Origin of the sequence: Paraburkholderia sp. (assembly GCF_035501035.1) — a bacterium.
Lineage (GTDB): Bacteria > Pseudomonadota > Gammaproteobacteria > Burkholderiales > Burkholderiaceae > Paraburkholderia.
This window is the reverse complement of the sequence record NZ_DATJWR010000364.1, coordinates 1-26,366: the sequence shown is the minus strand read 5'-3', so window position 1 is coordinate 26,366 and position 26,366 is coordinate 1. Positions and strand designations below refer to the sequence as shown.

24 protein-coding genes and 1 pseudogene are annotated in these 26,366 nt (G+C 66.4%); 12 read left to right on the top strand and 13 right to left on the bottom strand.

What is annotated here, in order from left to right; translation table 11 throughout:
- Positions 1-164: 164 nt before the first annotated feature.
- From VMJ11_RS26570 to VMJ11_RS26550, 5 genes are all read left to right on the top strand, one after another.
- Positions 165-770: a DUF2760 domain-containing protein gene (locus VMJ11_RS26570; protein WP_325623342.1), complete on the top strand. Its 606-nt coding sequence runs from the start codon at positions 165-167 to the stop codon at positions 768-770.
- Positions 767-2,620 (top strand): Hsp70 family protein, encoded by a 1,854-nt coding sequence (locus VMJ11_RS26565; protein WP_325623341.1) that lies wholly within the window; start codon positions 767-769, stop codon positions 2,618-2,620. The genes VMJ11_RS26570 and VMJ11_RS26565 overlap by 4 nt, the downstream gene beginning before the upstream one ends.
- Positions 2,621-2,625: 5 nt before the next feature.
- Complete coding sequence (locus VMJ11_RS26560) at positions 2,626-5,529, top strand: Hsp70 family protein (RefSeq protein ID WP_325623339.1); 2,904 nt, start codon at positions 2,626-2,628, stop codon at positions 5,527-5,529.
- Between the two features lie 141 nt (positions 5,530-5,670).
- Positions 5,671-6,402 carry a YceH family protein gene (locus tag VMJ11_RS26555; protein WP_325623337.1) on the top strand — a complete coding sequence of 244 codons (732 nt, stop codon included), beginning with the start codon at positions 5,671-5,673 and terminating at the stop codon, positions 6,400-6,402.
- 77 nt (positions 6,403-6,479) lie between these two features.
- A complete protein-coding gene (locus tag VMJ11_RS26550) occupies positions 6,480-7,919 on the top strand; it encodes a cytochrome P450 (RefSeq protein WP_325623335.1) in 1,440 nt (479 codons plus the stop codon).
- A 227-nt stretch (positions 7,920-8,146) separates the two neighbouring features.
- On the opposite strand, the gene VMJ11_RS26545 is transcribed toward VMJ11_RS26550, so the two are convergent.
- From VMJ11_RS26545 to VMJ11_RS26520, 6 genes are all read right to left on the bottom strand, one after another.
- Positions 8,147-9,070, bottom strand: coding sequence for a LysR substrate-binding domain-containing protein (locus VMJ11_RS26545; RefSeq protein ID WP_325623333.1), 924 nt, complete (start codon positions 9,068-9,070; stop codon positions 8,147-8,149).
- A gap of 102 nt (positions 9,071-9,172) precedes the next feature.
- Positions 9,173-10,327, bottom strand: a complete 1,155-nt coding sequence (locus tag VMJ11_RS26540) for a cytosine permease (protein ID WP_325623331.1) — start codon at positions 10,325-10,327, stop codon at positions 9,173-9,175.
- 252 nt (positions 10,328-10,579) lie between these two features.
- Positions 10,580-11,434 carry an alpha/beta hydrolase gene (locus tag VMJ11_RS26535; RefSeq protein WP_325623329.1) on the bottom strand — a complete coding sequence of 285 codons (855 nt, stop codon included), beginning with the start codon at positions 11,432-11,434 and terminating at the stop codon, positions 10,580-10,582.
- A gap of 157 nt (positions 11,435-11,591) precedes the next feature.
- A complete protein-coding gene (locus VMJ11_RS26530; protein ID WP_325623327.1) occupies positions 11,592-11,978 on the bottom strand; it encodes an SgcJ/EcaC family oxidoreductase in 387 nt (128 codons plus the stop codon).
- Positions 11,979-12,044: 66 nt separating this feature from the next.
- On the bottom strand, positions 12,045-12,839 hold the full coding sequence (locus VMJ11_RS26525) for a hypothetical protein (RefSeq protein WP_325623325.1): 795 nt from the start codon (positions 12,837-12,839) through the stop codon (positions 12,045-12,047).
- 232 nt (positions 12,840-13,071) lie between these two features.
- On the bottom strand, positions 13,072-14,118 hold the full coding sequence (locus VMJ11_RS26520; protein WP_325623323.1) for a D-cysteine desulfhydrase family protein: 1,047 nt from the start codon (positions 14,116-14,118) through the stop codon (positions 13,072-13,074).
- A gap of 229 nt (positions 14,119-14,347) precedes the next feature.
- On the opposite strand from VMJ11_RS26520, the gene VMJ11_RS26515 reads away from it, so the two are divergent.
- The 3 genes from VMJ11_RS26515 (at position 14,348) to ubiM (ending at position 16,628) form a co-directional block, all read left to right on the top strand.
- Complete coding sequence (locus tag VMJ11_RS26515; protein WP_325623321.1) at positions 14,348-14,557, top strand: hypothetical protein; 210 nt, start codon at positions 14,348-14,350, stop codon at positions 14,555-14,557.
- A gap of 419 nt (positions 14,558-14,976) precedes the next feature.
- On the top strand, positions 14,977-15,399 hold the full coding sequence (locus VMJ11_RS26510; RefSeq protein WP_325623319.1) for a hemerythrin domain-containing protein: 423 nt from the start codon (positions 14,977-14,979) through the stop codon (positions 15,397-15,399).
- 23 nt (positions 15,400-15,422) lie between these two features.
- Complete coding sequence (gene ubiM, locus VMJ11_RS26505; RefSeq protein WP_325623317.1) at positions 15,423-16,628, top strand: 5-demethoxyubiquinol-8 5-hydroxylase UbiM; 1,206 nt, start codon at positions 15,423-15,425, stop codon at positions 16,626-16,628.
- A gap of 118 nt (positions 16,629-16,746) precedes the next feature.
- Here ubiM and chrA read toward each other — a convergent pair whose 3' ends face one another.
- Positions 16,747-17,982 (bottom strand): chromate efflux transporter, encoded by a 1,236-nt coding sequence (gene chrA / locus VMJ11_RS26500; protein WP_325623315.1) that lies wholly within the window; start codon positions 17,980-17,982, stop codon positions 16,747-16,749.
- 156 nt (positions 17,983-18,138) lie between these two features.
- On the opposite strand from chrA, the gene VMJ11_RS26495 reads away from it, so the two are divergent.
- Entirely contained in the window at positions 18,139-19,101 is a 963-nt protein-coding gene (locus tag VMJ11_RS26495; RefSeq protein ID WP_325623313.1) for a GlxA family transcriptional regulator, read from the top strand.
- A 21-nt stretch (positions 19,102-19,122) separates the two neighbouring features.
- On the opposite strand, the gene VMJ11_RS26490 is transcribed toward VMJ11_RS26495, so the two are convergent.
- Positions 19,123-20,073: a hypothetical protein gene (locus VMJ11_RS26490; protein ID WP_325623311.1), complete on the bottom strand. Its 951-nt coding sequence runs from the start codon at positions 20,071-20,073 to the stop codon at positions 19,123-19,125.
- Positions 20,074-20,272: 199 nt separating this feature from the next.
- On the opposite strand from VMJ11_RS26490, the gene VMJ11_RS26485 reads away from it, so the two are divergent.
- Positions 20,273-20,449, top strand: coding sequence for a hypothetical protein (locus VMJ11_RS26485; RefSeq protein ID WP_325623309.1), 177 nt, complete (start codon positions 20,273-20,275; stop codon positions 20,447-20,449).
- Positions 20,450-20,645: 196 nt separating this feature from the next.
- Here the strand turns inward: VMJ11_RS26485 and VMJ11_RS26480 are convergent, their stop codons facing one another.
- Positions 20,646-21,047: a hypothetical protein gene (locus VMJ11_RS26480; RefSeq protein WP_325623307.1), complete on the bottom strand. Its 402-nt coding sequence runs from the start codon at positions 21,045-21,047 to the stop codon at positions 20,646-20,648.
- A gap of 144 nt (positions 21,048-21,191) precedes the next feature.
- Between VMJ11_RS26480 and VMJ11_RS26475 the strand changes: the two genes are divergently transcribed.
- Positions 21,192-21,614, top strand: coding sequence for a hypothetical protein (locus VMJ11_RS26475; RefSeq protein WP_325623305.1), 423 nt, complete (start codon positions 21,192-21,194; stop codon positions 21,612-21,614).
- 27 nt (positions 21,615-21,641) lie between these two features.
- Here VMJ11_RS26475 and flhC read toward each other — a convergent pair whose 3' ends face one another.
- Positions 21,642-22,334, bottom strand: coding sequence for a flagellar transcriptional regulator FlhC (flhC, locus tag VMJ11_RS26470; protein ID WP_325623304.1), 693 nt, complete (start codon positions 22,332-22,334; stop codon positions 21,642-21,644).
- Between the two features lie 495 nt (positions 22,335-22,829).
- Here flhC and VMJ11_RS26465 point away from each other — a divergent pair, with 495 nt between their 5' ends.
- Positions 22,830-23,741: a tyrosine-protein phosphatase gene (locus VMJ11_RS26465; protein WP_325623302.1), complete on the top strand. Its 912-nt coding sequence runs from the start codon at positions 22,830-22,832 to the stop codon at positions 23,739-23,741.
- A 35-nt stretch (positions 23,742-23,776) separates the two neighbouring features.
- On the opposite strand, the gene VMJ11_RS26460 is transcribed toward VMJ11_RS26465, so the two are convergent.
- The 3 genes and pseudogenes from VMJ11_RS26460 to VMJ11_RS26450 all read right to left on the bottom strand — a co-directional run.
- Positions 23,777-25,051 carry an ATP-binding protein gene (locus tag VMJ11_RS26460; RefSeq protein ID WP_325623301.1) on the bottom strand — a complete coding sequence of 425 codons (1,275 nt, stop codon included), beginning with the start codon at positions 25,049-25,051 and terminating at the stop codon, positions 23,777-23,779.
- Between the two features lie 12 nt (positions 25,052-25,063).
- Positions 25,064-25,816 carry a response regulator gene (locus tag VMJ11_RS26455; RefSeq protein ID WP_325623299.1) on the bottom strand — a complete coding sequence of 251 codons (753 nt, stop codon included), beginning with the start codon at positions 25,814-25,816 and terminating at the stop codon, positions 25,064-25,066.
- A 93-nt stretch (positions 25,817-25,909) separates the two neighbouring features.
- Positions 25,910-26,366: pseudogene (locus tag VMJ11_RS26450) on the bottom strand (hypothetical protein); the annotation flags it as partial.

Below are 26,366 nucleotides of genomic sequence, written 5' to 3'. Positions count from 1 at the left end.
GGCTTGCGCCCGCGACAAGGCAAAATACGGGTTTTGAGCCCGCGCCGGGCTCGAGTTTCCCTCTGCCGGCCGCCTCCTTCCAGGCATCGATCGGGCCTCGTCGCGAGCCCGGCAGGTCGGCTCGCGTTGTCTCGCGAGCCTCAAGCGATATTGGAGTCGTGTCTATGCCCGAATCGAATCTGTCTTTCTTCGGCCGGCTTTCGGTCGCGCTGGGATCGTTCTTCGCGATCCTCGGCGACGGCGAGCTTGCCGCCAATGTGCGCCGTCTGCGCGAGGGGGGCCTCGCCCCCGCCGCGGCAGCCACGGCGCCGAGCGCGCCGGCTCCGGCTGCGGCACCGGTGGCGAAGCCCGCACCCGCGCCGGCTCTCGCGCCCACCGTCGTGAAGGAAGCCACGCCTGACGCCGCGCTCCAGCTGCTCGGGCTGCTGCAGCGCAACGCGCGCTTTGTCGATTTCGTCGAGGAAGACATCGCCGGTTACGCCGATGCGGAGATTGGCGCCGCCGCGCGTATCGTCCACGAAGGCTGCCGCGCCACGCTGCGCGACCACTTCGCGATCCGCCCGGTGCGCACCGAGGCCGAAGGCTCGCGCGTCACGCTCACGGCCGGCTTCGACGCCGCCGCCGTGCGCCTGACCGGCAACGTGGTGGGCGAGGCGCCGTTCAGCGGCAGCCTCACGCACCGCGGCTGGCGCGTCGAGGAAGTCAAGCTGCCGCAGCTCGTCAAGACGCACGACGCGCGCATCATCGCACCGGCCGAGGTGGAACTGTGAGCGAACCGCGTTATTCGATTGGCGTCGATCTGGGCACGACGCATTGCGCACTGTCCTGGGTCGACCTCGCCGCCAGCGATGGCGAAAAAACGCAGCAAGGTGTGCTGGGCGTCACCCAGCTCACGGCGCCGGGCACGCTCGAGTCGCCCGAACTGCTGCCTTCGTTCCTCTACCTGCCTCACACCGGTGAACTGACGCCGGGCGACCTCACGCTGCCGTGGACCGCCTCGCGCGATTACGCCGTGGGCGAACTCGCGCGCAGCCGCGGTGCGGGCACACCGATCCGCCTCGTGTCGAGCGCCAAGAGCTGGCTGTGCCACGCGGGCGTGGACCGCCGCGCGGCGATCCTGCCCAATGACGCGCCGCCCGAAGTGGCGCGCGTCTCGCCGCTTGAAAGCTCGGTGCGCTATCTCACGCATCTGCGCGAGGCGTGGGACCACGCGCATCCCGAGGCGCCGTTCGGCGAGCAGGAGATCACCGTCACGATCCCGGCCTCGTTCGACCCGGCCGCGCGCGAACTGACGGCCGAAGCCGCGCAGGCGGCCGGCTACGCCAACATGACGCTGCTGGAGGAGCCGCAGGCCGCGCTCTATAGCTGGATCCAGAAGAGCGGGGGCGCCTGGCGCAAGGAAGTGAAGGTCGGCGACATCATTCTCGTCGTCGACGTGGGCGGCGGCACGACCGACCTCTCGCTGATCGCCGTGGTCGAGCGCGAGGGCAATCTCGAACTGCACCGCGTGGCCGTGGGCGAGCACATCCTGCTCGGCGGCGACAACATGGACCTCGCGCTCGCGCACGTGGTGGCGCGCAAGCTGGCCGCCCAGGGCACGCAGGCCGACCCGTGGCAGCTGCGCGCGTTGACCTACGCGTGCCGCGCGGCCAAGGAAACGCTGCTCTCCGACCTCTCCGCCGAAACGGTGCCGATCGTCGTGCCGAGCCGCGGATCGAAGCTGATTGGCGGGTCGATCCGCACCGAACTCACGCGCGCCGAACTCACGCAGATCATCCTCGAAGGTTTCTTCCCGCAGGTCGACGCCTCGGCGCGGCCGGCCGTGCGCACACGCGTCGGCCTCACGCAGCTTGGCCTGCCGTACGCGCAGGACGCCGGCGTGACGCGCCATCTCGCGGCCTTCCTCGGTCGCCAGGTGCAGGCGCTCGCGGAGCTGGAAGGCTTCGGCGCAGCCGATCCTGGCGCGGCCGGCGCGAGCTTCCTGCATCCCACGGCGATCCTCTTCAACGGCGGCGTGTTCAAGTCGGCGCTGCTCTCGCAGCGCGTGCTCGACATCCTCAACAACTGGCTCGCGGCCGAAGGCGCAGCGCCCGCGCGCCAGCTGGGCGGCGCGGACCTCGACCTCGCGGTGGCGCGCGGCGCGGCCTATTACGGCTACGTGAAGCGCGGCAAGGGCGTGCGCATTCGCGGCGGTACGGCGCGTGCGTACTACGTGGCCGTCGAGTCCGCCATGCCGGCCGTGCCGGGTCTGGAACCGCCGGTCTCGGCGCTGTGCGTCGCGCCCTTCGGCATGGAAGAGGGCACGGATGCGGCGCTGCCGCCGCAGGAGTTCGGCCTCGTGGTCGGCGAGCCCGTGCATTTCCGCTTCTTCGGCTCTTCGGTGCGGCGTCAGGATCAGGTCGGCACGATGCTCGATTACTGGACGCCCGAAGAACTGCAGGAGCTGGAGGAAATCCAGGCCACGCTGCCGCCCGAAGGCCGCACGCCCGGCGAAGTCGTGCCAGTCAAGCTGCACGCGCGCGTGACGGAAGCCGGCACGCTGGAGCTCGAAGCCATGCCAAGCGGCACGAACGAGCGCTGGAAGGTCGAGTTCGACGTGCGCGGCGGAGCAGGCGACTGAGCCCGATGAAGTCATACGTCGTCGGCATCGACCTGGGGACGAGCAATACGGTCGTGGCGTACGTGGAGAAGGGCGGCGACGCCATCCGCGTGTTCGACGTCGATCAGCTCACCGGCCTTGGCGAAGTGGGCGCGGAAAAGATGCTGCCCTCCGCGCGCTACCACCCGGCGCCGGGCGAGCTTGCCGCCGGCGACCTGCGCCTGCCGTGGAGCGCGTCCGCCTCCAGTGACAATGGCGGCACTGGCAGCACTGGCAGCACTGGCAGCACTGGCAGCACTGGCGGCAAGGGTGGCAAGGGTGGCGATGGCGGCGGCGTACCCGCCGTGGTCGGCCGCCTTGCGCGCACGCTCGGCGCGCAGGTGCCGGGCCGGCTCGTGGCGAGCGCGAAAAGCTGGCTCTCGCATGCGGCGGTCGACCGCCTCGCGCCGATCCTGCCATGGGGCGCGCCCGACGACGTCGCCAAGGTTTCGCCGGTCGTGGCGAGCGCGAGCTATCTCGCGCACGTGCGCGCCGCGTGGAACCATCGCTTTCCCGATGCGCCGCTCGAAGATCAGGACGTGGTGCTCACCGTGCCCGCCTCGTTCGACGACGGCGCGCGCGCGCTCACGCTCGAAGCGGCGCGTCTTGCGAAGTTGCCCGCGCTGCGCCTGCTCGAAGAGCCGCAGGCCGCGTTCTACGACTGGCTGTACCACCATCGCGCGACGCTCGACGCCGAGCTCGGCGCGTCGCGCCTCGTGCTCGTCTGCGACGTGGGCGGCGGCACGACCGACCTCACGCTCATCAAGGTGCAGTTCGAGAACGGCGAACCGCAGCTCACGCGCATCGGCGTGGGCAACCATCTGATGCTGGGCGGCGACAACATGGATCTCGCGCTCGCGCATCTGGCCGAGAGCCGTCTTGCTGCGGCGCAGTCGATGCAGTCACCGCAGTCACGATTGAGCGCGGCGAGCCTCTCGCAGCTCGTGGAGCGCTGCCGGGTGGCGAAGGAACAACTGCTCGACGCGAGCGCGCCCGAGTCCGTGCCAATCACGCTGCTGGGCGCGGGCGCGCGCCTCGTGGGCGGCGCGCGCACGACCCAGCTTGGCCGCGAGGAAGTCGCGCAGATCGTGGTGGATGGCTTCTTTCCAATGGGCACCCCCGAGGACCTGCCGCGCCGTTCGCGCGCGGCGATCGTCGAATTCGGCTTGCCCTATGCGGCCGATCCGGCCGTCACGCGCCATATCGCCGCCTTCTTGCAGCGCTTCGCCGCGCAGTCGCGTGAAGCCCTCGGCGCAGCCGCCACCCTGGGCTCACCCGCCGCACCCGATGCCGCGTTGCCCGTGCCCGATGCGCTGCTGCTCAACGGCGGCGTGTTCCGTGCGCGCTCGCTCGCGCAGCGCCTCGCCGACACGCTCGGCGCATGGCGCGGCGCGCCGCTGAACGTGCTGCGCAACGATCAGCCCGACGTGGCGGTCGCGCGCGGCGCGGTTGCTTATGCGCTCGCGCGTGCGGGCCATGCGCCGCGCATTGGCGGCGGCTCGCCGCGCAGCTACTTCCTCGTGCTCGACGAAGGCGCTGGCGAGGCTCCGCGCGGCGTGTGCGTGCTGCCGCGCGGCACGGAAGAAGGGCACGAACTGCACCTGGACGACCGCACGTTCGCGTTGCAACTCGGCCAGCCGGTGCAGTTCCACCTGGCATCGACCGTCGCGGACACGGCATGGCGGCCCGGAGCACTGGCCGACCTGGCGCCGGGCGACTTCGTGCGCCTGCCGCCGCTTGCCACCGTGGTGCAGGGTGGCGGCGATACGAAGGCCGCCCGAGAGCGGCCCGTGAAACTCACGACCGCGCTGACCGAGGTCGGCACGCTAGAGATGCACTGCATCGCCACCGACGACGCATCGCAACGCTGGCTGCTCGAATTCGAGCTGCGCCGCGCCGAGCACGAGGGCACCGCGGACGCAGCGGGCGGGCAGGCTCGCCACTCCGCGCTCGACGAGGCCATCGAAGCGATCGAGCGCGTGTTCGGCGCGCGTTCTTCAAAGGTCGACGCGAAGGAAGTGAAGCGCCTGCGCGCGCATCTCGAAGAGCGGCTCGGGCCGCGCCAGGACTGGGACGGCGCGCTGCTGCGCGAACTGTTCGGCGCGCTCTGGGAACGCGCGGGCAAGCGGCGGCGCTCGGCCGACCACGAACGCCTGTGGCTGAACCTGGCCGGTTACTGCCTGCGGCCGGGCTTCGGCTATCCGCTCGACGAGTGGCGCGTCGAGCAGCTGTGGACGCTCTTCGACGACGGCATCCAGCACGTCAACGAGAGCCAGGTCTGGTCGGAGTGGTGGACGCTCTGGCGACGCGCGGCGGGCGGCCTGAACGAAGCGCAGCAGCACGAGGTGCTGGAGGCGATGACGTACCTCGAAGAGGCGGCCGGGTCGAAGCGCCACAAGCTGCCGTTCGACCCCGCGAAGCTCGGCGTCGCGGACATGGTCCGGCTTTACGCATCGCTCGAAAATATCGCGGTCGAACGCAAGATCGAGACCGGCGAGCGGCTTTTGCGGCGGCTTCAGAAGCCTTCGGAGAATCATCAGACGTGGTGGGCCGTGGGCCGCATTGGCGCGCGCCAGCCTTTCTACGGCAGCGCGCACGGCGTGGTGCCGCCTGAGGTGGCCATACAGTGGCTCGAAGCGATTCTCGCGCTCGACTGGAAGAAGGTGGAACCGGCGATGTTCGCCGCCGCGCAGATCGCCCGGCTCACGGGCGACCGCTCGCGCGACCTGCCGCCAGAGGTGCGCGAGAAGGTGGTGCGCCGGCTGGAGTCGGCCAACGCGCCGCCAACCTGGGTGACGATGGTGCGCGAGGTCGTCGCGCTCGATACGGCCGATACGGGCCGCGTGTTCGGCGAGGCGCTGCCTTCGGGATTGAAGCTGATTGGCGCTTGATCGAAGACTGACTCGCGCTTGAGCGGGGGCTGGCTTGCGCGTGATCGTCGCACGGGCTACGCCCGACTTCTGCAGGAAGCCCGGCGCGCGTATGATCGAACGCCTGATTGCACACTGAACCTCAGCGAACCCGATCTGCCCATGAATTCTCCTACCGATGCTTCCTCGCCCCGCGCGTTGCGCGCGCTCACGCCACTTGAGGCGCGCATCGTCGGCGTGCTGGTCGAAAAGCAGCACACCGTGCCCGACACCTATCCGCTCTCGCTCAACGCGCTCACGCTCGGCTGCAACCAGAAGACCGCGCGCTCGCCGGTCATGAACTTGAGCGAAGCCGAGGTGCTCGCCACGATCGAAGACCTCAAGCTGCTGAGTCTCGTGTTCGAAGGCAGCAGCAGCCGCGTGCCGCGGTTCGAGCACAACCTGAACCGCGTGCTCGGCGTGCCGAGCCAGGCCGTCGCGCTCCTGACCGTGTTGCTGTTGCGCGGTGCGCAGACGGCAGCGGAGCTGCGCCTGAACTCGTCGCGCCTGCATGGATTCGCCGATGTGTCCTCGGTCGAAGGCTTCCTCGAAGAACTGGCCGAGCGCGAGCCGCCGCTCGTCGTGAAGCTGCCGCGTGCGCCGGGCGAACGCGAAAGCCGCTGGATGCATCTGCTGTGCGGCGAGGTGAGCGTCGCAAGCATGGCTGCGGCTGCGGCCGCTTCCGGCGAGCGTGAGGAGGCGGGGCTGAGCGTTTCGCTGGCGGAGTTCGAAGCGCTGCGCGGCGAGCAGCAGCGCCTCGCCGATGAAGTGGCTATGTTGCGCGGACTCGTCGAGCGCATGGCCGGCGAATTGGGGATTTCGCTTGAGGGTTCTGCTGGCGTAGGGACGGAGTAGGTGCTATGCATGGGGCTGGAGTAAGCGCCAAAGCACGAACTCCAGCCGACAGCTGAAGCACCGACTCCGATCGACACATGACCGCCGCCACGCTACCCACCGGCCGCTTGCGCCAGATTCGGGACCTGCCATGCCCGCGCGGCCTGCCACTCATCGGCAACCTGCATCAACTGAACGCGCCGAAGCTGCACCGGGTGCTCGAACAATGGGCTGCCGAGCTTGGCACACCGTATCGATTTCAGATCTGCGGCATGCCGGTCACGGTCTGGAGCGACGCCGAACTGAGCCAGACCGTGATGCGCGAGCGCCCGCACCGCTATCGCCGCTATGCGGCGCTCGAGCCCGTGCTCGCCGAGATCGGTTGCAATGGCGTGTTCTCGGCCGAGGGCGCGGCCTGGGAGCCGCAGCGCAGGCTCGTCATGCAGGCGCTTTCCATACCACACATCCGCGCGTTCCATCCCACGCTGCAAGCCATCACGGCGCGCCTGCACGCGCGCTGGCAACGCGCGGCCGCGCGCGGCGACGTGGTCGAGATGACCGACGACCTCAAGCGCTATACCGTCGACGTGACGAGCGCGCTGGCGTTCGGCGAAGACCCGCGCACGCTCGAACAGGAGCGCGGCGTGATCCAGGAGCATCTCGCGCAGATCTTCCCGACGCTCATGCATCGCGTGAATGCGCCGTTTCCCTACTGGCGTTACGTGCGGCTGCCGCGCGACCGCAGAACAGACCGCGCGCTGGCCGAGGTTCATCGCACGATACGCGGCATGATGGCGCGCTCGCGCGAACGCTTGCGCGACGAGCCGGCCGAGGTGCCACGCCATCTGCTCGAAGCGATGCTGGCGCTGCGCGACACGCCTGGCTCGGACGTAACCGACGACATCATCGCGGCGAACGTGCTCACGCTGCTGCTGGCGGGCGAGGACACCACGGCCAATGCGCTCGCGTGGTCGCTTTACTATCTCGCCGCCGACGAACCGCTGCAGCAGCGTCTGGCCGATGAAGCGCACGCGGTGCTCGGCGCGCAGGCGGTATGCGCCGACTACGCCCTCGTGAAAGATCTCGACCTGTTCGAAGCCGTATGCACCGAGACGCTGCGCCTTCGCCCGGTGGCGGCGATCAAGGCGTTCGAACCGATCGAGAGCGTGCAGGTGGGCGGTGTCGCGCTGCCGGCGGGCGCGAAGATGTTCTTTCTCACGCGGCCGCCCATGCTCGACTCGCGACATTATTCGCAACCCGAACGATTCGATCCCGACCGCTGGCTGCGCGGCCACGCTTGCACGGCTTCGGAAGCGCGCGTGCACGAGCCGCGCGCGTGGGTGCAGTTCGGCGCGGGGCCGCGTGTGTGCCCGGGGCGGCACCTGGCCGCCGTGGAGATGCGGCTCGTGCTGTCGATGCTGATGAAGCACTTCGAGGTGCGGCTCGCTGTCGATCCATCGACGATCGAAGAGATTACGGCGTTTGCGATGGTGCCCAACAAAATGCCGGTGCGACTGGAATTGCGCGCAAGCCACTGAGCGCAGGCAAATGTCGCGGCAAATGCGCGGACCGAACGTGCGCGCCCAGGCGACATCCATGAACGAATCTTCACGCGAATTCGCTGGACATCGGCGACTCGCGGGAGCGCTCGGGGGGGAATACGTGAAGGACTGCTTGAATTTTCACGACGCGACAGGAGTCAACGGCACAACGCAGTGAGGTGCCGGACGTGCTTCGTTCCCTCCTGGCGGTGGCAACTACGGCACTAGCCGACACGCTCAGCCGGCGATTCGCCGCATAGCCACGCCTTGAATTCAGGGCGCGACAGATATTCGATGGACCACCTTCCCGCATCGCCCATTCCTTCCGTGCGGTGGGCGAGGAAGAGGCGCGTGGAATGCTTCTCGTCGCGCACGGAACGCGTGACGATCCCCGCGCCGCCCATCGACTTCGCCACGTGAGCGGGCACGCAGCCAATCGCGACGTTGCGGCGGATCAGCGCCATCGCCGTGGAGAAGTCGGGTACGAAGAGGGCTTTTTGACCGTCGAGCAGCCAGGCATGCATCGACTGGAAATCCACGGAGGTGTCGCGGATGCACACGGCGCTGTAGCGGCGCAGTTCGTTGTTGCGCAAAGGCCGTTCGACCTCGGCGAGCGGATGGCCGTCGCCGACGACGAACACCCAGTCGAGCGTGCCGAGCGGGACGCCGGCCACGCCGTCCGCATGGGGCACGGAATGCGGCGCGCCGATCACGAGGTCGGCGCGCTTCGCGTACAACGCGTCCCAGCAACCGTTGTAGACCTCCTCACGAATCGTGAGCTGGCACGAAGGAAACGCCCGCTCGAAATCGCAGACGAACTCGACGATCGCTTCCTGCGGAACGATGTTGTTGACGGCAATCGTGAACTCGGGCTCCACGCCGCTATGAACCAGCGCGACATTGCGCTTGAGGGCTTCGAGGTCTTCGAGAATCGCCTTGCTATGGTTGATGAAATACTCGCCGGTATGCGTGAGCTCGATATAGCAGCCCTTGCGCTTGAAAAGCGTCACGCCGAGCGATTCTTCCAGCTTGCGTACCGTATAGCTGATTGCCGAGGGCACCTTGTTGAGCCGCTCCGCCGCGGCGGTGATGCTCTGATAGCGCGCGACCATTTGAATCACGCGCAGATTTTCTTCCGATGTAAACATGCGACGTTTCGCCTCGGGCCGGGAATACGGCTCCCGGGTTGCCTGTGCCGCCAGTTTCGTGCTGCCGGCGGCCCTGGGTGGAGGGCGCGCCGGCGCGGCGTATCAGACCGTGCGTGCAGAATGTTTCGCGGTGGCGAAGCGGCTCAGGATCATGTAGCAGATGCACGCTACGATGATCGAGTCGAGTGACGGAATGGACGTCAGGCTGAAAAAGCCCTTCACGGTGGCGAATCCCACGAGCGAGCCGAGGATCCAGGCAACGAAGGTGGGCACCTTGACCTTCGCTTCCCGTTCCAGCACGGCATGATCGTAACCCTGGCGGCGGTACAGAAGATAGTCGGCGATATAGATGCCGGCCACCGGCGGCGTAGCGATGCCGAGAAACAGCAGGAACGGAATGAACCACGACATGATGTCCATGCTGCCGACAATGGCCGCGAGCACGCCCAGCGCGATCGTGATTTGCCACTTCGGCACACGGTGCAGCAGCGTATGCACGACGAGCGTGCCCTGGAACATGTTGCCCGCGTTGCCCGTGACGGTCGCGAAGATCAGGAGCAGGGCGGCGGGCAACGCGGCGCCGAAGACGGCCGCCGCGGCGAGCAGCGACGACTCGCCGGTGAGCGCGCTCGGCGTGGCGCCGGCCCAGTACAGCAGCGGATACGCGATGAGGAACGTGAGCAGCGCGGCGACGACGGCGTGCTTGCGGTTGCGCGTGAAGCTGCCGAAGTCGGGGAGCGTCGCGACCAGCACGATGATCGTGCCGACGACCGTCGAAACGGCGGCTCCCGGGCTCATCGCGCCGAGCGCGTTCACGAGAGGCGTGTTGCTCTTGAGCGCGACGCTCAGCACGTAGCACAGCACGAGCGCGATCACCGGTACCGCGAATTGCGCGATCTTGCCAAGCACTGCGAAACCGAACGCCGTGGAGGCGACGAAGATCACGCAGCCGAGCACGACGAGCATCGGCGTGGGCACGTTCACGCCGTAATGCGCGAGCAGATCGTGGACCGAATGCCCGAACATGTTCGCGGTTACGGCGATCCAGCCGAACAGGCTGATTGCGAGCAGCACGTTGATCGCATTCGCGCCCTTCTCTCCAAACGGGAACTTGACGATGCCATAGGTGGGCATGCGCGCGATATTGCCGATGCTGATGGTGATCGAGGCGATGATCGCGAGGATCACGCTGCCGAGCGCGACGACCTTCAGCAGCGCGGGCCCCGAGATCTGGTTGCCGAGACTGGAAGACGACAACAGAACGGGTGTGACGGCAAAGCCGAGCAGGATGAGCGCGACCCGTGGTCGCGCGCAGAGCGATGGCCAGCAGGCCTTCCCCGTACCAGGACCATGCGGCCACCGCCCTGAAGACGCGAGTGCATTTTCACAAGAGGGGAGCGTGAAGAGGGAAAGGCCCGGCGCGCTCGCGCGTCGCAACGACGAGGAGCGGGCCGGGCAGTGCTGCGGCAGGCGGCGTGGAAGCGCTCGAAGTCGCGCTGCCGCCCCGCCTCAACCCTGCGTGATGAAGGCGTGAACGTGGGTGTTGAAGAGGTCCGGATGCGTGCCGTTCATGCCGTGCGTGGCGCCCTTGATCGTGACGCGTTGCGCAAACTCGATCCATTCGGTCAGGGCTTCGACGTTGTTGCGGAACATCAGCGGGCTGCGCTGACCGTCGATGAGCAGGGTGCGGCACTTGATCTCGCCCGCGGCGCGCGGCGCATAAGGCGGCAGCGGGTCCTGCAACTGCTTGGGCAGCGTCGTGGCATTGGCGATGGCCATCTGGCGAAAACCCGGCGAGCTTTTCTTCCAGGCACCCGGCACGCTCACGGAGTCGACGAACAGTTCGAGCCCCGCCTCGACTTCGCCGCTGTGGATGAGGTCGGCGGCGCGCGTGCGCAGCGTGTTCGTCGCGCTCGGCAGGGCGGCTTCGTCGTCGTCCACGCGGCTCAACGGGCCGCCGGGGTCGGCGAGCACCAGCGTGCGCACGAGGCGCGGGTAGCGGCGCGCGAGATGCCACGCAATGCAGCCGCCGCGCGAATGGCCCACGAGATGCACCGATTCGAGCCCCAGCGCGGCGATGAAATCGGCCAGCTCGATCACGTGGCTTTCCCAGCCGAAGTCGCCCTGGATGCAGGCGTCCGCCGCGGGCCAGTAGTGGCTCAGGCTCGGCGCAATACAGCGGAAATGCTCAGACAGCCCGTTCAGTTGCGGCATCCAGTAACGGTAGTCGCACAGCGAACCATGGACGAACAGCAGCGGCTCGCCCACGCCCCGTTCGAGGAACGGCAGGGCAATGCCCGAATTCAGCGTGGCATACGACAGATCGGGCGCCGCAAGTAGGGAGGGATCGATGCGTTGGTTCAAGGAGGGGCTCCAAGCGTATGAGCGTCACTTTGCCGCAACCGAACGATTAAGGGAAACTCGATAAACTGAAGGGATCGATAAGATTTCCTGATTCGAAAAGGGGCGCAACACGGCAGGGCCTTGCCGGCGGGGGTCGCGCCACGGGGCCGGCCCGGCGTTATGCCTTGGGGCCGACGAGATTGGCGTCGCGGGCAAGCAGCCAGCGGCCGCTCGCATCCTTGCGCACCAGCGTGAGCGTGTAGCCCGCGCGGCGCATGGGCTGCTGGGCGCCAGGCGGCGTGATGGCGAGATCGATGCGATTGCGCAAGAAGGCCCAGTCGCCCAGGACCTGAAGCTCGATGATCTCGGCCGTGCCTTCCACTCGCATACCTTGCTGCGCGTTCGCGGCCGCAGCGAACGCGGCCTTGCCGAACGGCGCCTGGCCTGGCACCGTGAACACCACGTCGTCGGCCATGAGGCTCAGCACCTTCGCCGTATCTCCGGCGCGGCTCGCCTCCATCCAGGTCTGAACGAGGTCGCGAATCGCGCGTTCGTCATCGGTCATCGTGGGCTCCTTCGTAGTCCGCTTCAACGGTTGCAGCCAGCCGCCGCGCGGCGGCAGTGAGTGCGTTCAATCCGCCTCTACCGTGCTTTCCTGCGTGATTTCCTCGGGATTACGCATGGCGAGGTGCTTCGTGAGCCATTGCGTGAGCATGGCGAGCGCGGCGGCTTCGGCAAAGGCCGCCCACGCAGGCTGCACAGGCAGTGCGAATGCGAGGGCAAGGCAAAATGAAGCGAACGAGAAGCGCCCGAGCACCATGCCGCGCACGAGCGAGACGACGAATGCCGCGCCATGCGCGCGCTGCGACGACACGCATAGAATCGTACCGAGCAGGGGGAACACGGCGAGCAGGCCGCTCCATGAGGCGCCCGCGCGGCCCGAGATCGATGTCACCACGATCGTGAGCGTTGCGCCGGCGGCCATCCGTGCGATCAGGTCAGTACGCGTGAGCGGCGCACCGGCTGCAACAGCGGTGCTGCGCGGCAGGCACGATTGCCCAAGGCACACCGCCGCGAGCGCGACGAACGCGGACCACGCGGGCGTTGCCGGCAGGTACGAAAGGCCGAACGCGCTGATGAGCCACGCACCGAGGCCCGCGGCGAGCGCGACAGGCCAGGGCCGCACGCGGCACGTCCATGCATAGGCGAAATTGAAGGCCTCCGAGGCGAGGATGGCCGAGAGGGAGAGGAGCGCGGCATGCGCGCCGAACGCAGGGCCGTGCGCGAGCACCAGCAGAAAGAGAATCGGCCCCGCGACGACAGGCAGGCCCGCGAGCCATCCGGCAACTGCGGGCCCCCACCACTTGCCCGACATCGAAACGATCAGCAGGAAGAGCGGAACGAGTGTGAGCTTGAGCGCGAGCATGGCGGCAACGGGCGATCTTAAAGGCGAATGGTAGCAGGTGACGCTTCGCTTCGGCCGATGGCGGCGCGATCGACAGAGGGTTGCGTCTACCGGACGTCATAGCCCGATCTCGCGGGCTATTCCGGCTTCGTCGATTGATCAGTCATCCTGAGTTTATCGGCAGCCATGAGCCCTCGAACGTATCCTCGTTCGAGGGCAGGCGTCGCGTTGTGCGTGAAGATGGGGCGGCGCGTCAGAACGCGCTGCGATAGGCGAACAGTCCAGGCAAGCCGCCGGTCATGATGAACAGAATGTTCTCGCCGGGCGCATGGCGTCCCGAACGCGCGGCTTGCACGAGGCCGGCGAAAGCCTTGCCGCCATATACGGGGTCGAGCAGCAGACCTTCTTTCGAGGCCATGAGGCGCACGGCCTCGCGCATCGCGTCCGTGGGGATGCCGTAGCCCTCGCCGAGCTGCGTTTTCTCGATCACGATCGATCGACCGTCAATGTGCAGCGCCGGATCGATCAACGCGAGCGTCTGGTTCGCCTTTTCGACGGTGGTGGCATGTGCCTGCTCCGCCTTCGCCAGGACCGTGTACGCCATCACGAGGCCCGGATCGATACCCAGCGCCGCGAAGCCGGCAGCGAGTCCCGCTTGCATGCCGCCGCTGCCGTTGGGCACGACGATGCGGCTAAAGCTCAGACCCTGCGCGTGTGCCTGCGTCATGATCTCGGCCGCGCAGGCGGCATAGCCGAGGCAGCCCACCGGGCTCGAACCGCCCAGTGGGCACACATAGACCTTGCGGCCCTGGGCGCGCAGCGCATCGGCGCGTTCTTGCGCGAATGCCAACGCATTCGCCGTACCGGGCAGGTCATGCACGCGGGCGCCGAGCAGCTCGTCGAGCAGGACGTTGCCGTTCTCCAGATACTCGGGCTCGTCGCGCGGCACGGCGCGCGTGAGCACCAGTTCGCATTGCAGGCCAAGGCGTGCGGCGGCAGCCGCTGTCAACCGTGCATGGTTCGACTGGCGCGCGCCCACGGTGATGATGGTGTCGGCACCCATGGCCCGTGCCTCGCCCACGAGGAACTCCAGCTTGCGCAGTTTGCTGCCGCCGCCGCCCAGACCGTTCAGATCGTCACGCTTGACATATATATTTACGCCCCCAAATTCGGCGCTCAGCCGCGGCAACGGCTGGATGGGCGTGGGCCCTTCCAGCAGAGGGTGACGGGCATGCCTCGAGAGATCGAGCTGTCGGGCAGGCGCGGAATTTGTGGCGGGGGAATTCGTTACGGTAGTCATCGGGGGCTCGCGGTCCTCAAAAGTGGGCGTTGCCGGTGGCGTTCGCACTCGCAACGCGCCGCATGATAGCCAGGGTCATGCTCGACGCGCAGTCGAGTCGGCATGGCGCGCGGCGCGTCAGGGTTCTCACTTCCACGTTAATCCGTATTGCGTCGCAGCAAGCGCGTTTCTAGACTGCTCGCATCCAGGCAATCGTCCGCGACGATATTCCCACGACGGGAGGCTTCACATGAACATTTTTCAATCGTATAGCCAGCAATCGAGTCCCAAGCTGCACGTATTCGAGCAGGAAGGCGGCTGGCATTGGGGCATCACGATCCCGCGCTCAGCAGGCGGCGGATTCAAGGTCATCGCTTATAGCGAAAGAACGTTTCGCGCCGAAAAAGAAGCGCAATCCGACGGCGATCGCGCCCTCGTCAATCTCGCCGAAATGGTTTGAGCCGCGCGTCGCGCGGCATCCCGTTCACGACTCATCCCTCGTCACCACTCAACGCAGGCGGCCCGCATTCTGGCGGTGCGCCGGATCTGGCGTTTCTTTTCCTCTGCTCACGTAGGCTTGCAAACAAGTCGCTTGCGTCACGCGCCAGCTAACTCGCGATTGGCGTGCTCGCGATCATCGGCATCGCGGGACTCGCGTAGAAAAAGTTCGCATGGAAGCAATGTCGTGCGCGGATCGAACAGCAGGCTCGCACTCGCTTCGGTCAACCGCGTGGCATCGACCGGCGAGCCGAAGGGGCGACCAACGGTCTCAGCGGCCGCGCGCGCGATGTTTGCTCGAAATCAGCGTGAGGACCACGGTGCCTTGATAAGTTGCGTGCTCGCTCGAAAGAGCCCTCAAGCACGCATCGAATTCATGCCATGACCTCATCCACACCGCGCCGCTCGCCCACTCTCGCCCCCGACCTGCGGTTGGGGGATCCCACGACCGATACGATGCACGAGGAATTCGTCGTGCTGCTCGAAGCGGCAGCGTCCGCGACCGATGAAGCACTGCTCGCCGCGCTCGACGCATGGGCTGCCCACACGAAGCAGCACTTCGCGCTGGAAGAGGCGTGGATGGAGCAGATGGACTTCGGGCCACGCCATTGTCATGCGGGTCAGCATCGGCATGTGTTGCGCGTGGCCGGCGAGGTGCGCCGGCAGGTCGCCGAGGAAGGCCGCTTCGACATGGGGCGGCAACTGGTGAGCGAGTTGCGCGAGTGGTTCGCGTGGCACGTAAGGACGATGGATTCGCTCATGGTCGAATCCCTGCGCGCATGCGGTGTCGCCCAGGCCGTTTGAGGCATATCAGGACCGTTCTATTCATGGAAGCCATGGAAGCAGACATCATCATCGTGGGCGCCGGGCCGGTGGGGCTTTGTCTCGCGCGCTCGCTGAGCGGGGCTGGCCTTCAGGTCGTCGTCGTCGAGCAGCAGTGTCTCGCCGATATCAGCGAGCCGCAGTTCGATGGGCGCGAGATCGCGCTTACGCAAAAGTCGGTGCGCTTGATGCGCCAGTTCGGCCTCTGGGACCTCATCGAACCCGAGGCGCGGTCTCCGCTTTGCAGCGCGAAGGTGTTCAATGGGCCCTCGCCGGGCGCGCTGGAGATCGGGCACGAGTTGAGCGGCCACACCGAACTGGGCTGGCTGGTCTCCAATCACGTGATCCGCAAGGCAGCCTACGATTCGCTGCAGGGGAGCATCGAGGCGCATCACGACGTCACCTTGCTCGCCGCGCAAAAGGTCAGCGGCGTGAGCTCCGGCGATGGGTGGGCGAGTGTGACGCTGGAGGGCGGCGCGACCCTGCGGGCCAGGTTGATCGTCGCGGCCGATAACCGTTTCTCGTCGACGCGCAAGATGATGGGGATCGCCGCCGACATGCACGATTTCGGCAAAGCGATGCTGGTTTGCCGCATGACGCATGAGGAGCCGCATCGGCACACTGCGTGGGAGTGGTTCGGCTACGGTCAGACGCTCGCGTTGCTTCCCCTGAACGCCGATCGATCGACGAACGCGCATCAGTCGTCGGTCGTGCTCACGCTGCCCGTGGGCGAAGTGCACGACGTTGCCGCTCTGGAGCCGGATGAATTCAGCAGAAACATCGAGCGGCGATTCGCGCGGCGGCTGGGCGCGATGAAGCTCGCGAGCACGCGGCATGTCTATCCGCTCGTTTCCGTTTATCCCGAGCGCTTCGTCGGCAAGCGCTTCGCGGTGGTGGGCGACGCCGCGGTCGGCATGCATCCGGTGACGGCGCATGGGTTCAATTTCGGGCTGGTGGGTGTCGAAACGTTGGGCGGCGCGATCCTTGCCGCGCAGAGAAGCGGCTTCGATCCAGGCGCCGAGTCCGTTTTGCGCCGCTACGAAGAGCAGCACCGCCGCGCGACCCGGCCGCTCTTTCTCGCTACACGGTTCATTACGGAGATCTATACGAACAGCACCGCCCCTGCGAGACTGGCGCGTGACATCATGCTGCGCGCGGCGTCGCACCTCATTCCGTTCAGGAGGGCGATCGCGGCTTCGTTGACGGGTTAGGGATGAACCTAACGAGGCCTTCTTTCTCGATCTCGCCGCGCCTCTCCAGCAGGCAGGCAGACGCACGTCGCGCGGCGGTTCGAGAAGCCGCTGCCGGGCGGGTTGCCTGCCGCGTCGCTCAACGCAAGACGGTTTCTGCGATGCCGGCTGCGACGCAGAACACGACGATGACAAGCGCCGGCGCCCGCCACCGCGTCAACAGAAAGAACGAGAGGCAGGCAATGGCGAAATCGATTTGCGACTGGACCGCGCTGGTCCAGACGGGCGAATAGAACGCGGTCGCCAGCAGGCCGACCACGGCTGCGTTGACGCCCGCAAGCGCCGATGCCATGGCCGGACGCGCGCGCAGCGCCTGCCACCACGGCAGCGCGGCGACGACGAGCAGAAGCCCCGGCAGGAAAATACCCACGGTGGCCAGTAGCGCGCCGCTCCAGTGATTGGGCGGCGCGGCCATCGTCCAGCCCAGGAAGGCCGCGAAGGTGAAGAGCGGCCCGGGAACGGCCTGCGCCGCGCCGTAGCCCGCGAGAAAGACATTGGGCGCGACCCATCCTGTGGCGACGGTCTCTCGCTGCAGCAAGGGGAGCACCACATGCCCGCCGCCGAAGACGAGCGCGCCGGACCGATAGAACGCCTCGAATACGCGCACGCCCTGCGCGGCGACACTCGTGCCGGGCAGGGGAAGTCCGAGAAGGAGCACGCAAAAGGCGATCAACGCAATCACGCCGGCTGGTCGGGACACACGGAAATGCCCCGCATTCGGGGCGACCGTGCGCGCCGGTTCGCCGGCGTCCGTCCAGCAGAGCACGAGACCGAGCACTGCGCCGGCGGCGATCACGATGAGTTGCGCGAAAGCCGTTGTCAGAAAGCTGAGCAGCGCGACGGCGGCGAGCGCGATCGCCGCGCGTCGGCGATCCGGGCACAGACGCCGCGCCATGTCCCAGACGGCCTGGGCGACAACGGCCACCGCGACCAGTTTGAGCCCATGGATGACCCCTGTGCCGAACGGGCCGCCCAGGTCCGGCGCGATGGCCGCGAAGGCCAGCATCAGGAGCACCGAGGGCAGCGTGAAGCCACACCACGCCGCCAGTCCTCCGGCCCAGCCCGCCCTGAGCCAACCTATCGAGAAGCCGGTCTGGCTGCTGGCGGGGCCTGGCAGGAACTGGCAGAGCCCGACCAGATCGGTGAAAGCCTTGTCGTCGAGCCAGCGGCGCCGCTCGACGAACTCGCGGCGGAAGTAGCCGATGTGAGCGATCGGGCCGCCAAAGCTCGTCATCCCAAGCCGGAGAAACACCGTGAGAACCTCGAACACGCGGGCAACGCGAGAGCGGTGCGGCGTCGACATTTCAGTATCCATGGATGGGCGGCTTGCGGCACTTTTGGGAAATGCGATGTTAGCGCGAGGAGGCGGCGAGGCCGCATCCCGTCTGCAAGTTTTTTCTGTTGCGTCGAATGGACGTGGGTCGCGTGGGGCAGTAGCATCGCAAATGACATCATTCGGGTCATTTACGCCATGCGTGTTCTCGTATTTTCTCTGGACGGCGTGTTCGATACGGGCATGGCTGTCGTGCTCGACGTGCTCAGGATGGCCAATGGCCTTTCGGCGCTCGCGCGCCCCGGCGAGCCGCCCGCGTTCGAGGTCGAACTGGTCGGGCTGCAAAGCCGGATCAGGACGGCGCTCGGCATGAGCGTAGCCGCGAAGAAGGCGCGCACCGCGCCGTTGCCGGACTGGGTCGTCATGCCGGCGATCAGTGCCGCGACGCCCGCTACGCTCGTGGAGTGCCTCGAGCGTCCGGCCGTGCGCGAGGCGGGCGCCGTATTGCGCGGCTGGCAGGGTGAGGGCGTGCACATCGCCGCTGCCTGCATCGGCACTTTTCTCCTTGCCGAATCGGGTTTGCTCGCCGGCGAGGAGGCAACGACCACGTGGTGGCTAAGCCCGCTATTTCGCAGCCGCTACCCGGAAGTTCGCCTCGACCAGGACCGCATGCTGGTCCCGTCCGGACCGTTCGTGACTGCCGGCGCGGCCATGGGGCATCTGGATCTCGCGCTCTGGCTGGTTCGCCAGGCGAGCCCGGAACTCGCGACGCTCGTGGCGCGGTACATGCTCGTCGACGGAAGAGTTTCGCAGGCGCCCTACATCATCCCTGATCACCTCGCGCACAGCGATCCGCTCATCGAACGGTTCGAGCGATGGACGCGCGCCAATCTGGCGAGGGGCTTCTCGCTGCAAGAGGCCGCGCGCGAACTCGCCACGAGCCCGCGGACGCTGCAAAGGCGCGCCGAAGCCGTGCTCGGCAAATCGCCTTTGTCGTACTTTCAGGACCGGCGGGTCGAGCGCGCCAGGCATCTGATCGAAACGAGCTCGATGGATCTCGATGCCATCGCTGCGCAAGTGGGCTACGCGGACGGCGCAACGCTGCGAACGCTGCTTCGGCGCAGGCTGGGTCGTGGCGTGCGCGAACTCAGGGCGGGCTGAGGCGCACGATCGCGACGATCGTTAGTGATGCCAAAAAAGCGCCTCCTGGTGAGGCCGGGGGTCGGCGGCTTGCGCATACGCCTGGTCGCTCCAGGGCCAGGTCCAGTCGTTGTGGACTCCGGTATCCGTGTGGTGTTCGGTGCTGGCGAGCGTGAGCAGACGCCTCGCTTCGCGGCTCGATGTGTCGACGCTCGCGGCCTGCCCAGCGTCTTGCCGCACGCAGGCCCATTCCCGTTCATGCGCGCACAGACGTGCGTGCCCAAGCAGCGCGTCGCGCCGCTGTTCGCGCGCAACCAGTTCACCTCGCATCTGCTGGGCTTCGGCATTGCCGGGTTGCTCGGCGAGCGCGGCCATGATGGCCCTGCGTGCCGGCCAGAGGCTGTTCTTCTCGAGGTTGGTGCGCGCGCTGGCAAGACTTCTGGCGAGATCGGAGCGCATGCTGGCATAGTCAGGCGTTGCGGGGAGTCGACCCGCAGCAGGCGGCTTTTGCTGCGCAAAGCCTTGCCGGCCCGCATTCGCGCGTGCCGTAACGGCTGGCGCCATTGACCCGTGGTCGTGATGCGGCAACGCGCCATTGGACTGCGCGCCATGCGAGGCGGGCAACCCGCCCGCCAACGCCCCCAGTTTGTCCTTCGAGCCGATCACGGAGCCAACGACCACCTGTGCACCGAGCTTCGGCTCCCACTCAGCGCGGTGCACGATCGCATAACCGGTGAGCGCGACCGCGAGTATGGCCACGCTGCTCCATGCATAGAACGATGGCTGCAAGCGGCGCGCTGCCTGTTCCTCATCGATCGGGGGGTAATCGCCGCCGTACAGCTGGCCGGCGCCAAGCTTGCGCGGCAGCGCGCCCCAGTGCCCGCGCAGGCGATGCGCGACGCCGCGCGGTTGCTCGTCGGGCGCAGTGTCGTCGAGCGCAGCGTCGTTGGCCGCAGCTTCGTCGTTGGCCGCTACACGCGCGGCGGCGGTCACCTGATTTGCGCCGCATTCGGGACAGAGGATGAGCGGCGCATAAAATCTGGTCCCGCAGTAGGGACACTGCCATGGACCAGAGTCGTGGTGGCCGGGTTCGTCGGAGATGGGAGGGGCGACGCCTTCGATCGCATCAGACTGCCCCCCGCCGACACGGGCGCTCCACCAGTGGGCTCGTTGCAGCGGATGTCGACTAGTCATGAAATCGGTGCCGGATTTCGCGGATCAATGGAAATATGGGCCACTTCGCCGTGAAGATCAATCGGCGAATTCCGCCACGATGGCGGATCTGGACAGGGGCATAGGCGCGCGGTTGAGCCGCGCGGCGTTGTATGTCGCCGAAGCAGGCAATCTTGGGTTGCAGGCGGAACACTAGCCACCGTTATTCGCATCAGGAGACGTCGAAATTTCTGTGTTGTGGTCGGCTTGAAAATAGATAAGCGCTGCGAATCATTATTCGCGCGGCACCCGAAGTGCCGCCACGAGCGTTGCCGCATGGCGGGTGAGGCATGCTTGCGGATCGGGGAGCGGTAGACGCGGCGACAGACGCGGACGATGACAACCGATCGCGCTCAGATGAAAAGCGAAATGATGCCGCCCAGCGTAATGCCTGCCGCGATCCATTGGCCCACCGCATACGCGTGGTTGGGGTCGGCAGGCTGATCGGGACGCTCGAGGCCGAGCGCGCCGTAGACAAGCGATTTCACGGGCTGCGCGTTGGCTTCGGCGGCAGTCTCGCCGGTCGAGGCTTCTTCGCCGCTGTCGACACCGTCGGCAGACGCGGCCGCATAACCCTGTGGCGAAATCTGCACGGCATCGTCCTGCGGTGACGAGGGCGACGACGGCGCGGAGGTCGTGGTGTCGTCGCTCGTGCGCGTGCCGTCTTGTGCCGCGTGGCCGGATGCCGCGCCCGCATTGAGTGAGATCGTGGCGTCGCTGCCGTTCGCGAGTTGCGTCGTTCCCCCGATTTGCATGGTCGACTCCTTTGGACTTTGATACGCCCTGCAATATTCGCAGGTTGCGGCCACCGACCTGTCCGCGAATAACGCACAAAAATTCGCGATATTCCGCGGCCCTATTCTTTGTGAGCCCTGCCACAATGTCTGTACGGGTACGTCGTGCGCATCGTCGCCAGGCGGCCTTGCAACCCTCCAGACCCGCAAGAAAAGCCCGCCTCGCCGCCGCATGTGGATGAAGTCTCTGCGTCTTACCAACCTGCCAGCTTTCCCGTGGAGGCCCGCTTGAAGCGGCCCTCGCGGCGCATGGTATTCGAGGCGCTCTATCGCGCGCATTATCTGCAGGCCAACACGCGCCTGCCCGATGCGCTCGAGCGCGACCAGAACGACGACTATGCGCAGGGTGGCGCACAGATTGCATGGGAGATCTGGCAGGCCGCTCACGCGCATGCAATCGAGCTTGCCGCGCAGCTTTGCGAACACCGCCAGGAACATCACATACATCAGGATTACAAAGCAATATGCAGGCTTTGTGCGGGCGATATTCGCGCTTTGCTTGCAGATGCTGACGGCGAGGATGCGTGACGAAAGGCACGCGCCTCGCGACTTTGCTTACACGGGAATCGAGGCCGGCAGCGGCGGTGGGCAACGCAACGGATCGACGACGCGCGCGACTTCCGCGAGCGTATCGCGCATCGCATCGGAGAGACCGCCGAACGCGCATCCCGCTCGGCCGTGCGTTGCGGACGAGCGCGGGAGGGCGTCATCTTCCACGATGCGGCTTGCGCGCGCGGCGCGCGTCATCCCCGAGCGCGAAGGGGGCGCGCAAATGCAGCACGCAAAAGGCTTGTTCGCGTCGCGTATGTGGCGCACGAAACGGCCGGAGCAAACGGTGCAACGTGCCAGCGTGAGCAGGCCGCCTTCGAAAAAGCGCAGAAGCGTCCATGCACGCGTGAAGCTCAGTACGCGCTCGGTTTCGGCGCACTCGCAATGTTCGAGGTAGAGGCGATACGCACGCGTGAGCGCATCGAGGCGGCTGCAATTCGCCCGGTCCTTGAGGAACAGGTAGAAGTTGTAGAACAGCGATGCGTGGATATTCGGCAGCCAGGTGAAATACCAGTCCGCCGAAAACGGCAACATGCCCTTGGGCGGTGAGGCGCTCTTGAGTTCGCGATAAAGCCTGATCAAACGATTGCGCGACAGCGTCAGCTCTTTTTCGAGCACCGGCATGCGTGCGCCAAGCTGGATCAGCTCAATTGCGCGGAGAACTTCGCGCGCCTCTTCGGTCACACTGCCTCTGTACATGACGTAGCACTCCCAGTGGGGCAGTCGTCGGCTGCCTCGTCAGCCAGGCGAATGCCTGAATGCACGGGCGATTATAGAAGCGCGAGAAAGAGCGTCAAGAATAATATTCTGGAAGAATTTGAGAGATCGATAAAGAAAATAAGCTGATTGGCGCGCAGATATCCAGGTATCGATGAACGAATAACGGTGCTGGGCGAACATGCTTGCACGCTGCATTTAATTGAAAGGATCTGGAAGAAATCGCATACGCCAGGACCGCGTTTGCCTCTTTCATTTTGAATGGTGGTGAACTGCCGTGTTCGTCAAACCGTATAATGCGGCGCGCCGTGAGACAGCAATCGCAGCGCATGCCGACGCGAATTATTACGGCGTTTTGCTTCGCGACGTTTTCGGGCGTGTCTGCCGGTAAACTTCGCCCTTTTCCCGAACGCACGCAACACGCGACGTTGCAGCGGCTCGCCATGAGCGTAGACCGCCTATATTGACTCTCAAACGATGAATCTGCTTTCTTCCACCACCGCTTTCTCGCTCACGCATGCGCGCAAGCGATTGCGTGCGTCCGTGAACGGCGCCGCGCCGGCCAGCCCTCCGCGCCGCGCGCTGCTAAAGGGGACCATGAGCGCGCTTGCGCTGGGCGGTTGCACGAGCATGCTGCTCAGTGCGTGTGGCGGTGAATACACGGGAGGCGACGGCGAGCAGGACGCGCCGACACCGGTCCTCAATTCCGTGACGAATTTCCGTGACGTGGGGGGCGCCGCGCCGGGCTATTCGACGAGCGACGGCGCGCACGTGCGGCGCGCGTGGATCTACCGCTCGGATGTGCTCACACCGAACGCGGCCGATATGGCCACGCTCGAGCGCATGGCGCTCGCGAGTGTCTACGATCTGCGGACGCCGGCGGAAATCGACAGCACGCTCAATACGGTGGCGGGCACGGCCAATTACCTCGCGCTCAATGTGCTGGGGGCGCTCGCGCCACCTTCGTTCGCGGGCATGCAGGCTGCGCAGCTGGACGCGGCAATGCAGACGTATTGGAGCGAGTTCGTGACGGGACGCACGCAATGCAGCGCGTACGGCGCGCTGCTCCAACACATCGCCGATGCATCGGGGCCGCAGCTCATCTGCGGCGGAACGGGTGTGGATGCCGTGGGGTGGGCCGGCGCGTTGTTGCTGCTGATCGCGAACGTGCCGCTCGAAATCGTCGTCAAGGATTTCCAGCTGACCAATGCGTGGCGCTCGCAGGGCGCGGATGCGGACAACGTCGCACCGCCCGTGCAGCCAAGCTACCTGCAAGCCGCGTTCGACGCGCTACAGAGCCGTTACGGCGATCTCAACCGTTATCTCACGGTCGGTCTCGGCCTCGCGTCCGCCACGGTCGACCGCTTGCGCGGCCAGCTAGTGGTCTGAGCGCAACTGAGTACTACTGATCGTAACTGAGCACGTCACGCAGCGGGCAACGCGATGCGCACGCGCAGCCCACCTTCAGGGTGATTGGACAATTCGCAGCGGCCGCCCTGATTGCGTACCAGACGCGTGACGATCGCAAGGCCCAGGCCGCAATGACCTTCGCCGCCGCGTGCTTCGTCCAGACGAACGAAGGGCTTGAGCGCCGCGGCCACGCGCTCGGCGGGTATGCCCGGGCCGTGATCGCGCACTTCGATCATCCATTGCGCGCCTTCGCGGCGCGTAGAGATCTCCACGGGTGGCACACCGTGTTCGAGCGCATTGTCGACGAGGTTCGACACGAGCCTGTCGAGCAGCGTGCGTGGCAGGCAAAACGCGGGCCCCGCGCGCAGATCGAGCGTGAAGAGCGCATCTTCTGCTTCGGCGGCATCGGAGAAGAACTGCTCGCGCAGCAACGTATCCACTTCCACCTCAGGGCCCGATTCGGGCCGCTGCCGCGCGAATTCCAGAAACTGCTGGACGATATCGGTCAGCGAATCGACTTCACGGATGAATCGCCCTCGCTCGCGCTCGGAGCCCAGCATGCTCGCATGCAGCTTGAGCCGCGTGAGCGGCGACTTGAGATCGTGCGCGACGCCGGCGAGCATGACGGCCTGATCATCATCGGCTTCGTTGAGCTGCTTCATCATGCCGTTGAACGCGCCGATCAGTTCGCGCAATTCGCGCGGCCCGTGCTCGTGGACGGGCGCGGGGCGATGGCCAGTGCCGAACGCGCGCGCGGCCTGGGCGACGAGCGAAAGCGGACGCTGCATTTGCCACACCGCGAGCAGCGCGAGCAGCAGCGAGATGGCGAGCATCGAGCCGAACAGCGGCAGCAGATTGTGCGGTGGCGGCAGATCGACGGGGGCGACGATCCACGTGGGCTGGCCCGCGAAGCGTACCCACAGTGCGTTGCGATGGCGCGTATCGGCAAGAATTTCGGTGCCGGGCGGCAGGTCATGCAGCAGTTGCTTGCGCAATTCGGCGAGCGGTTCGTGCGGCGGCACTTCGAGCCGCACATCGGCAGGCATGTTCCAGGTGGGTACGAGATGCACGCGCAGTGCCGGCGCCAGGTCGATTTCGTTGGGCGCGGTGCTGGGCGCCGCGTTGGTGGCGGCGTGCAGCATGAGCAGCAGGCCGCGCTCGAAGCCTTCCACCTCATGCCGGCGCGGCTGCGGGGCGAACACGACGAACCAGCATGCCTGGATTGCGAACAACAACAGCGCCGACATCAACGCCATGCGCCCGAAGAGGGTATTCAACGGATTGTTCATGCGTGCAGGCGTTCAGGCGGTCTCGCTGCGGGTGAACGGCACGGCGTGGCGTTCAGCGTCTTCTTCGCACAGTGGCACAAACACATAGCCCTTGCCACGCACGGTCTGTACGAAGCGTGGCTGCGAAGGATTGTCTTCTATCACGCGGCGCAGCCGCCAGATCGGCACATCGAGGCTGCGCTCGTGAAATTCGAGGTCGTCCGCGTATAGGAGATCGTGGATCAGCTGGCGCGAGAGCACGCGGTAAGCGTGCCCTGTGAATACCTTAAGGAGTACGAATTCACTGACGCGCAACGGTATATGCGTGCCGTCGCGGCTGAGGGCGCGCGTGGCGAAGTCGAGTTCGAAGGGGCCGAAGCGGTACTGCTCGCGCGCCTCGGGCGCGCTGGCCGGCACCGCGCCACGCCGGCGCAGCACGGTCTGGATGCGCAGCAGCAGCTCTTGCGGATCGAACGGCTTGGCAACGTAGTCGTCGGCGCCCAGCATGAGACCCGCAATGCGATCGCCCACCTCGCCGCGCGCGGAGGCGAAGATCACCGGAATGTCGTCGCCCTTCGCGCGCAAGGAGGTGAGGGCACGCAGGCCGTCGACGCGGGGCATCATGATGTCGAGAACGACGACCGATGGCCGTTCGCAGTCGAGCCGCTGGCCAAGATGCGTGCCGTCTTGCAGGACTGAGGCTTCGAAGCCGTTGGCCCGAAGGAAGCCGGAGAGGAAATCGCGCACGACCGGATCGTCGTCGACGATGAGAACGTGTGGACTCATCGCCGTATTTTATTTGATATCGACATCCGGCAGAACCGCGCGCGACCACAGATTTCTTGCTTCGGCTTACACGCGGTATTGCTGCATGCCGCCTTATTTCAGCGCGACCGCGCCCTGCTCGATAGTCGATTGCGAGGCGTGCGCGGGCTCCGTCGAGGCAACGGACGCACAATCGAGTGAGCCAGTGCCTGATTGCGCCTGCTGTTGTACCTGTTGTTGCGCGGCCGGCTGCTCCGTCGATTGCGCTGACGTGTCGTTCGCTGCGGCGTTGGCAGGCTGAACAACGGGCGCGTCGATGGAGGCCATACCCGCGGCCTTCGCGAACGCCGAACCCGAGCCCGCCATTTTCGCGGCCATCGCAGCGGTGTCCGCCGGTGCGGTTTCCTTGACGGGAAGACGACGGACGCGCGCTTGCGCGAGCCGCGTCTGACGAGCGTCGGCGGCTACACCGCTGGGCATCTTTTGCAGATGCAGCGGGGGTTCGGCGGACGCGAGTTTCGGAGCCATCTTCGTCGCACCGTTCGCGCCGTCATCGGCGGCGGCGGGCGCG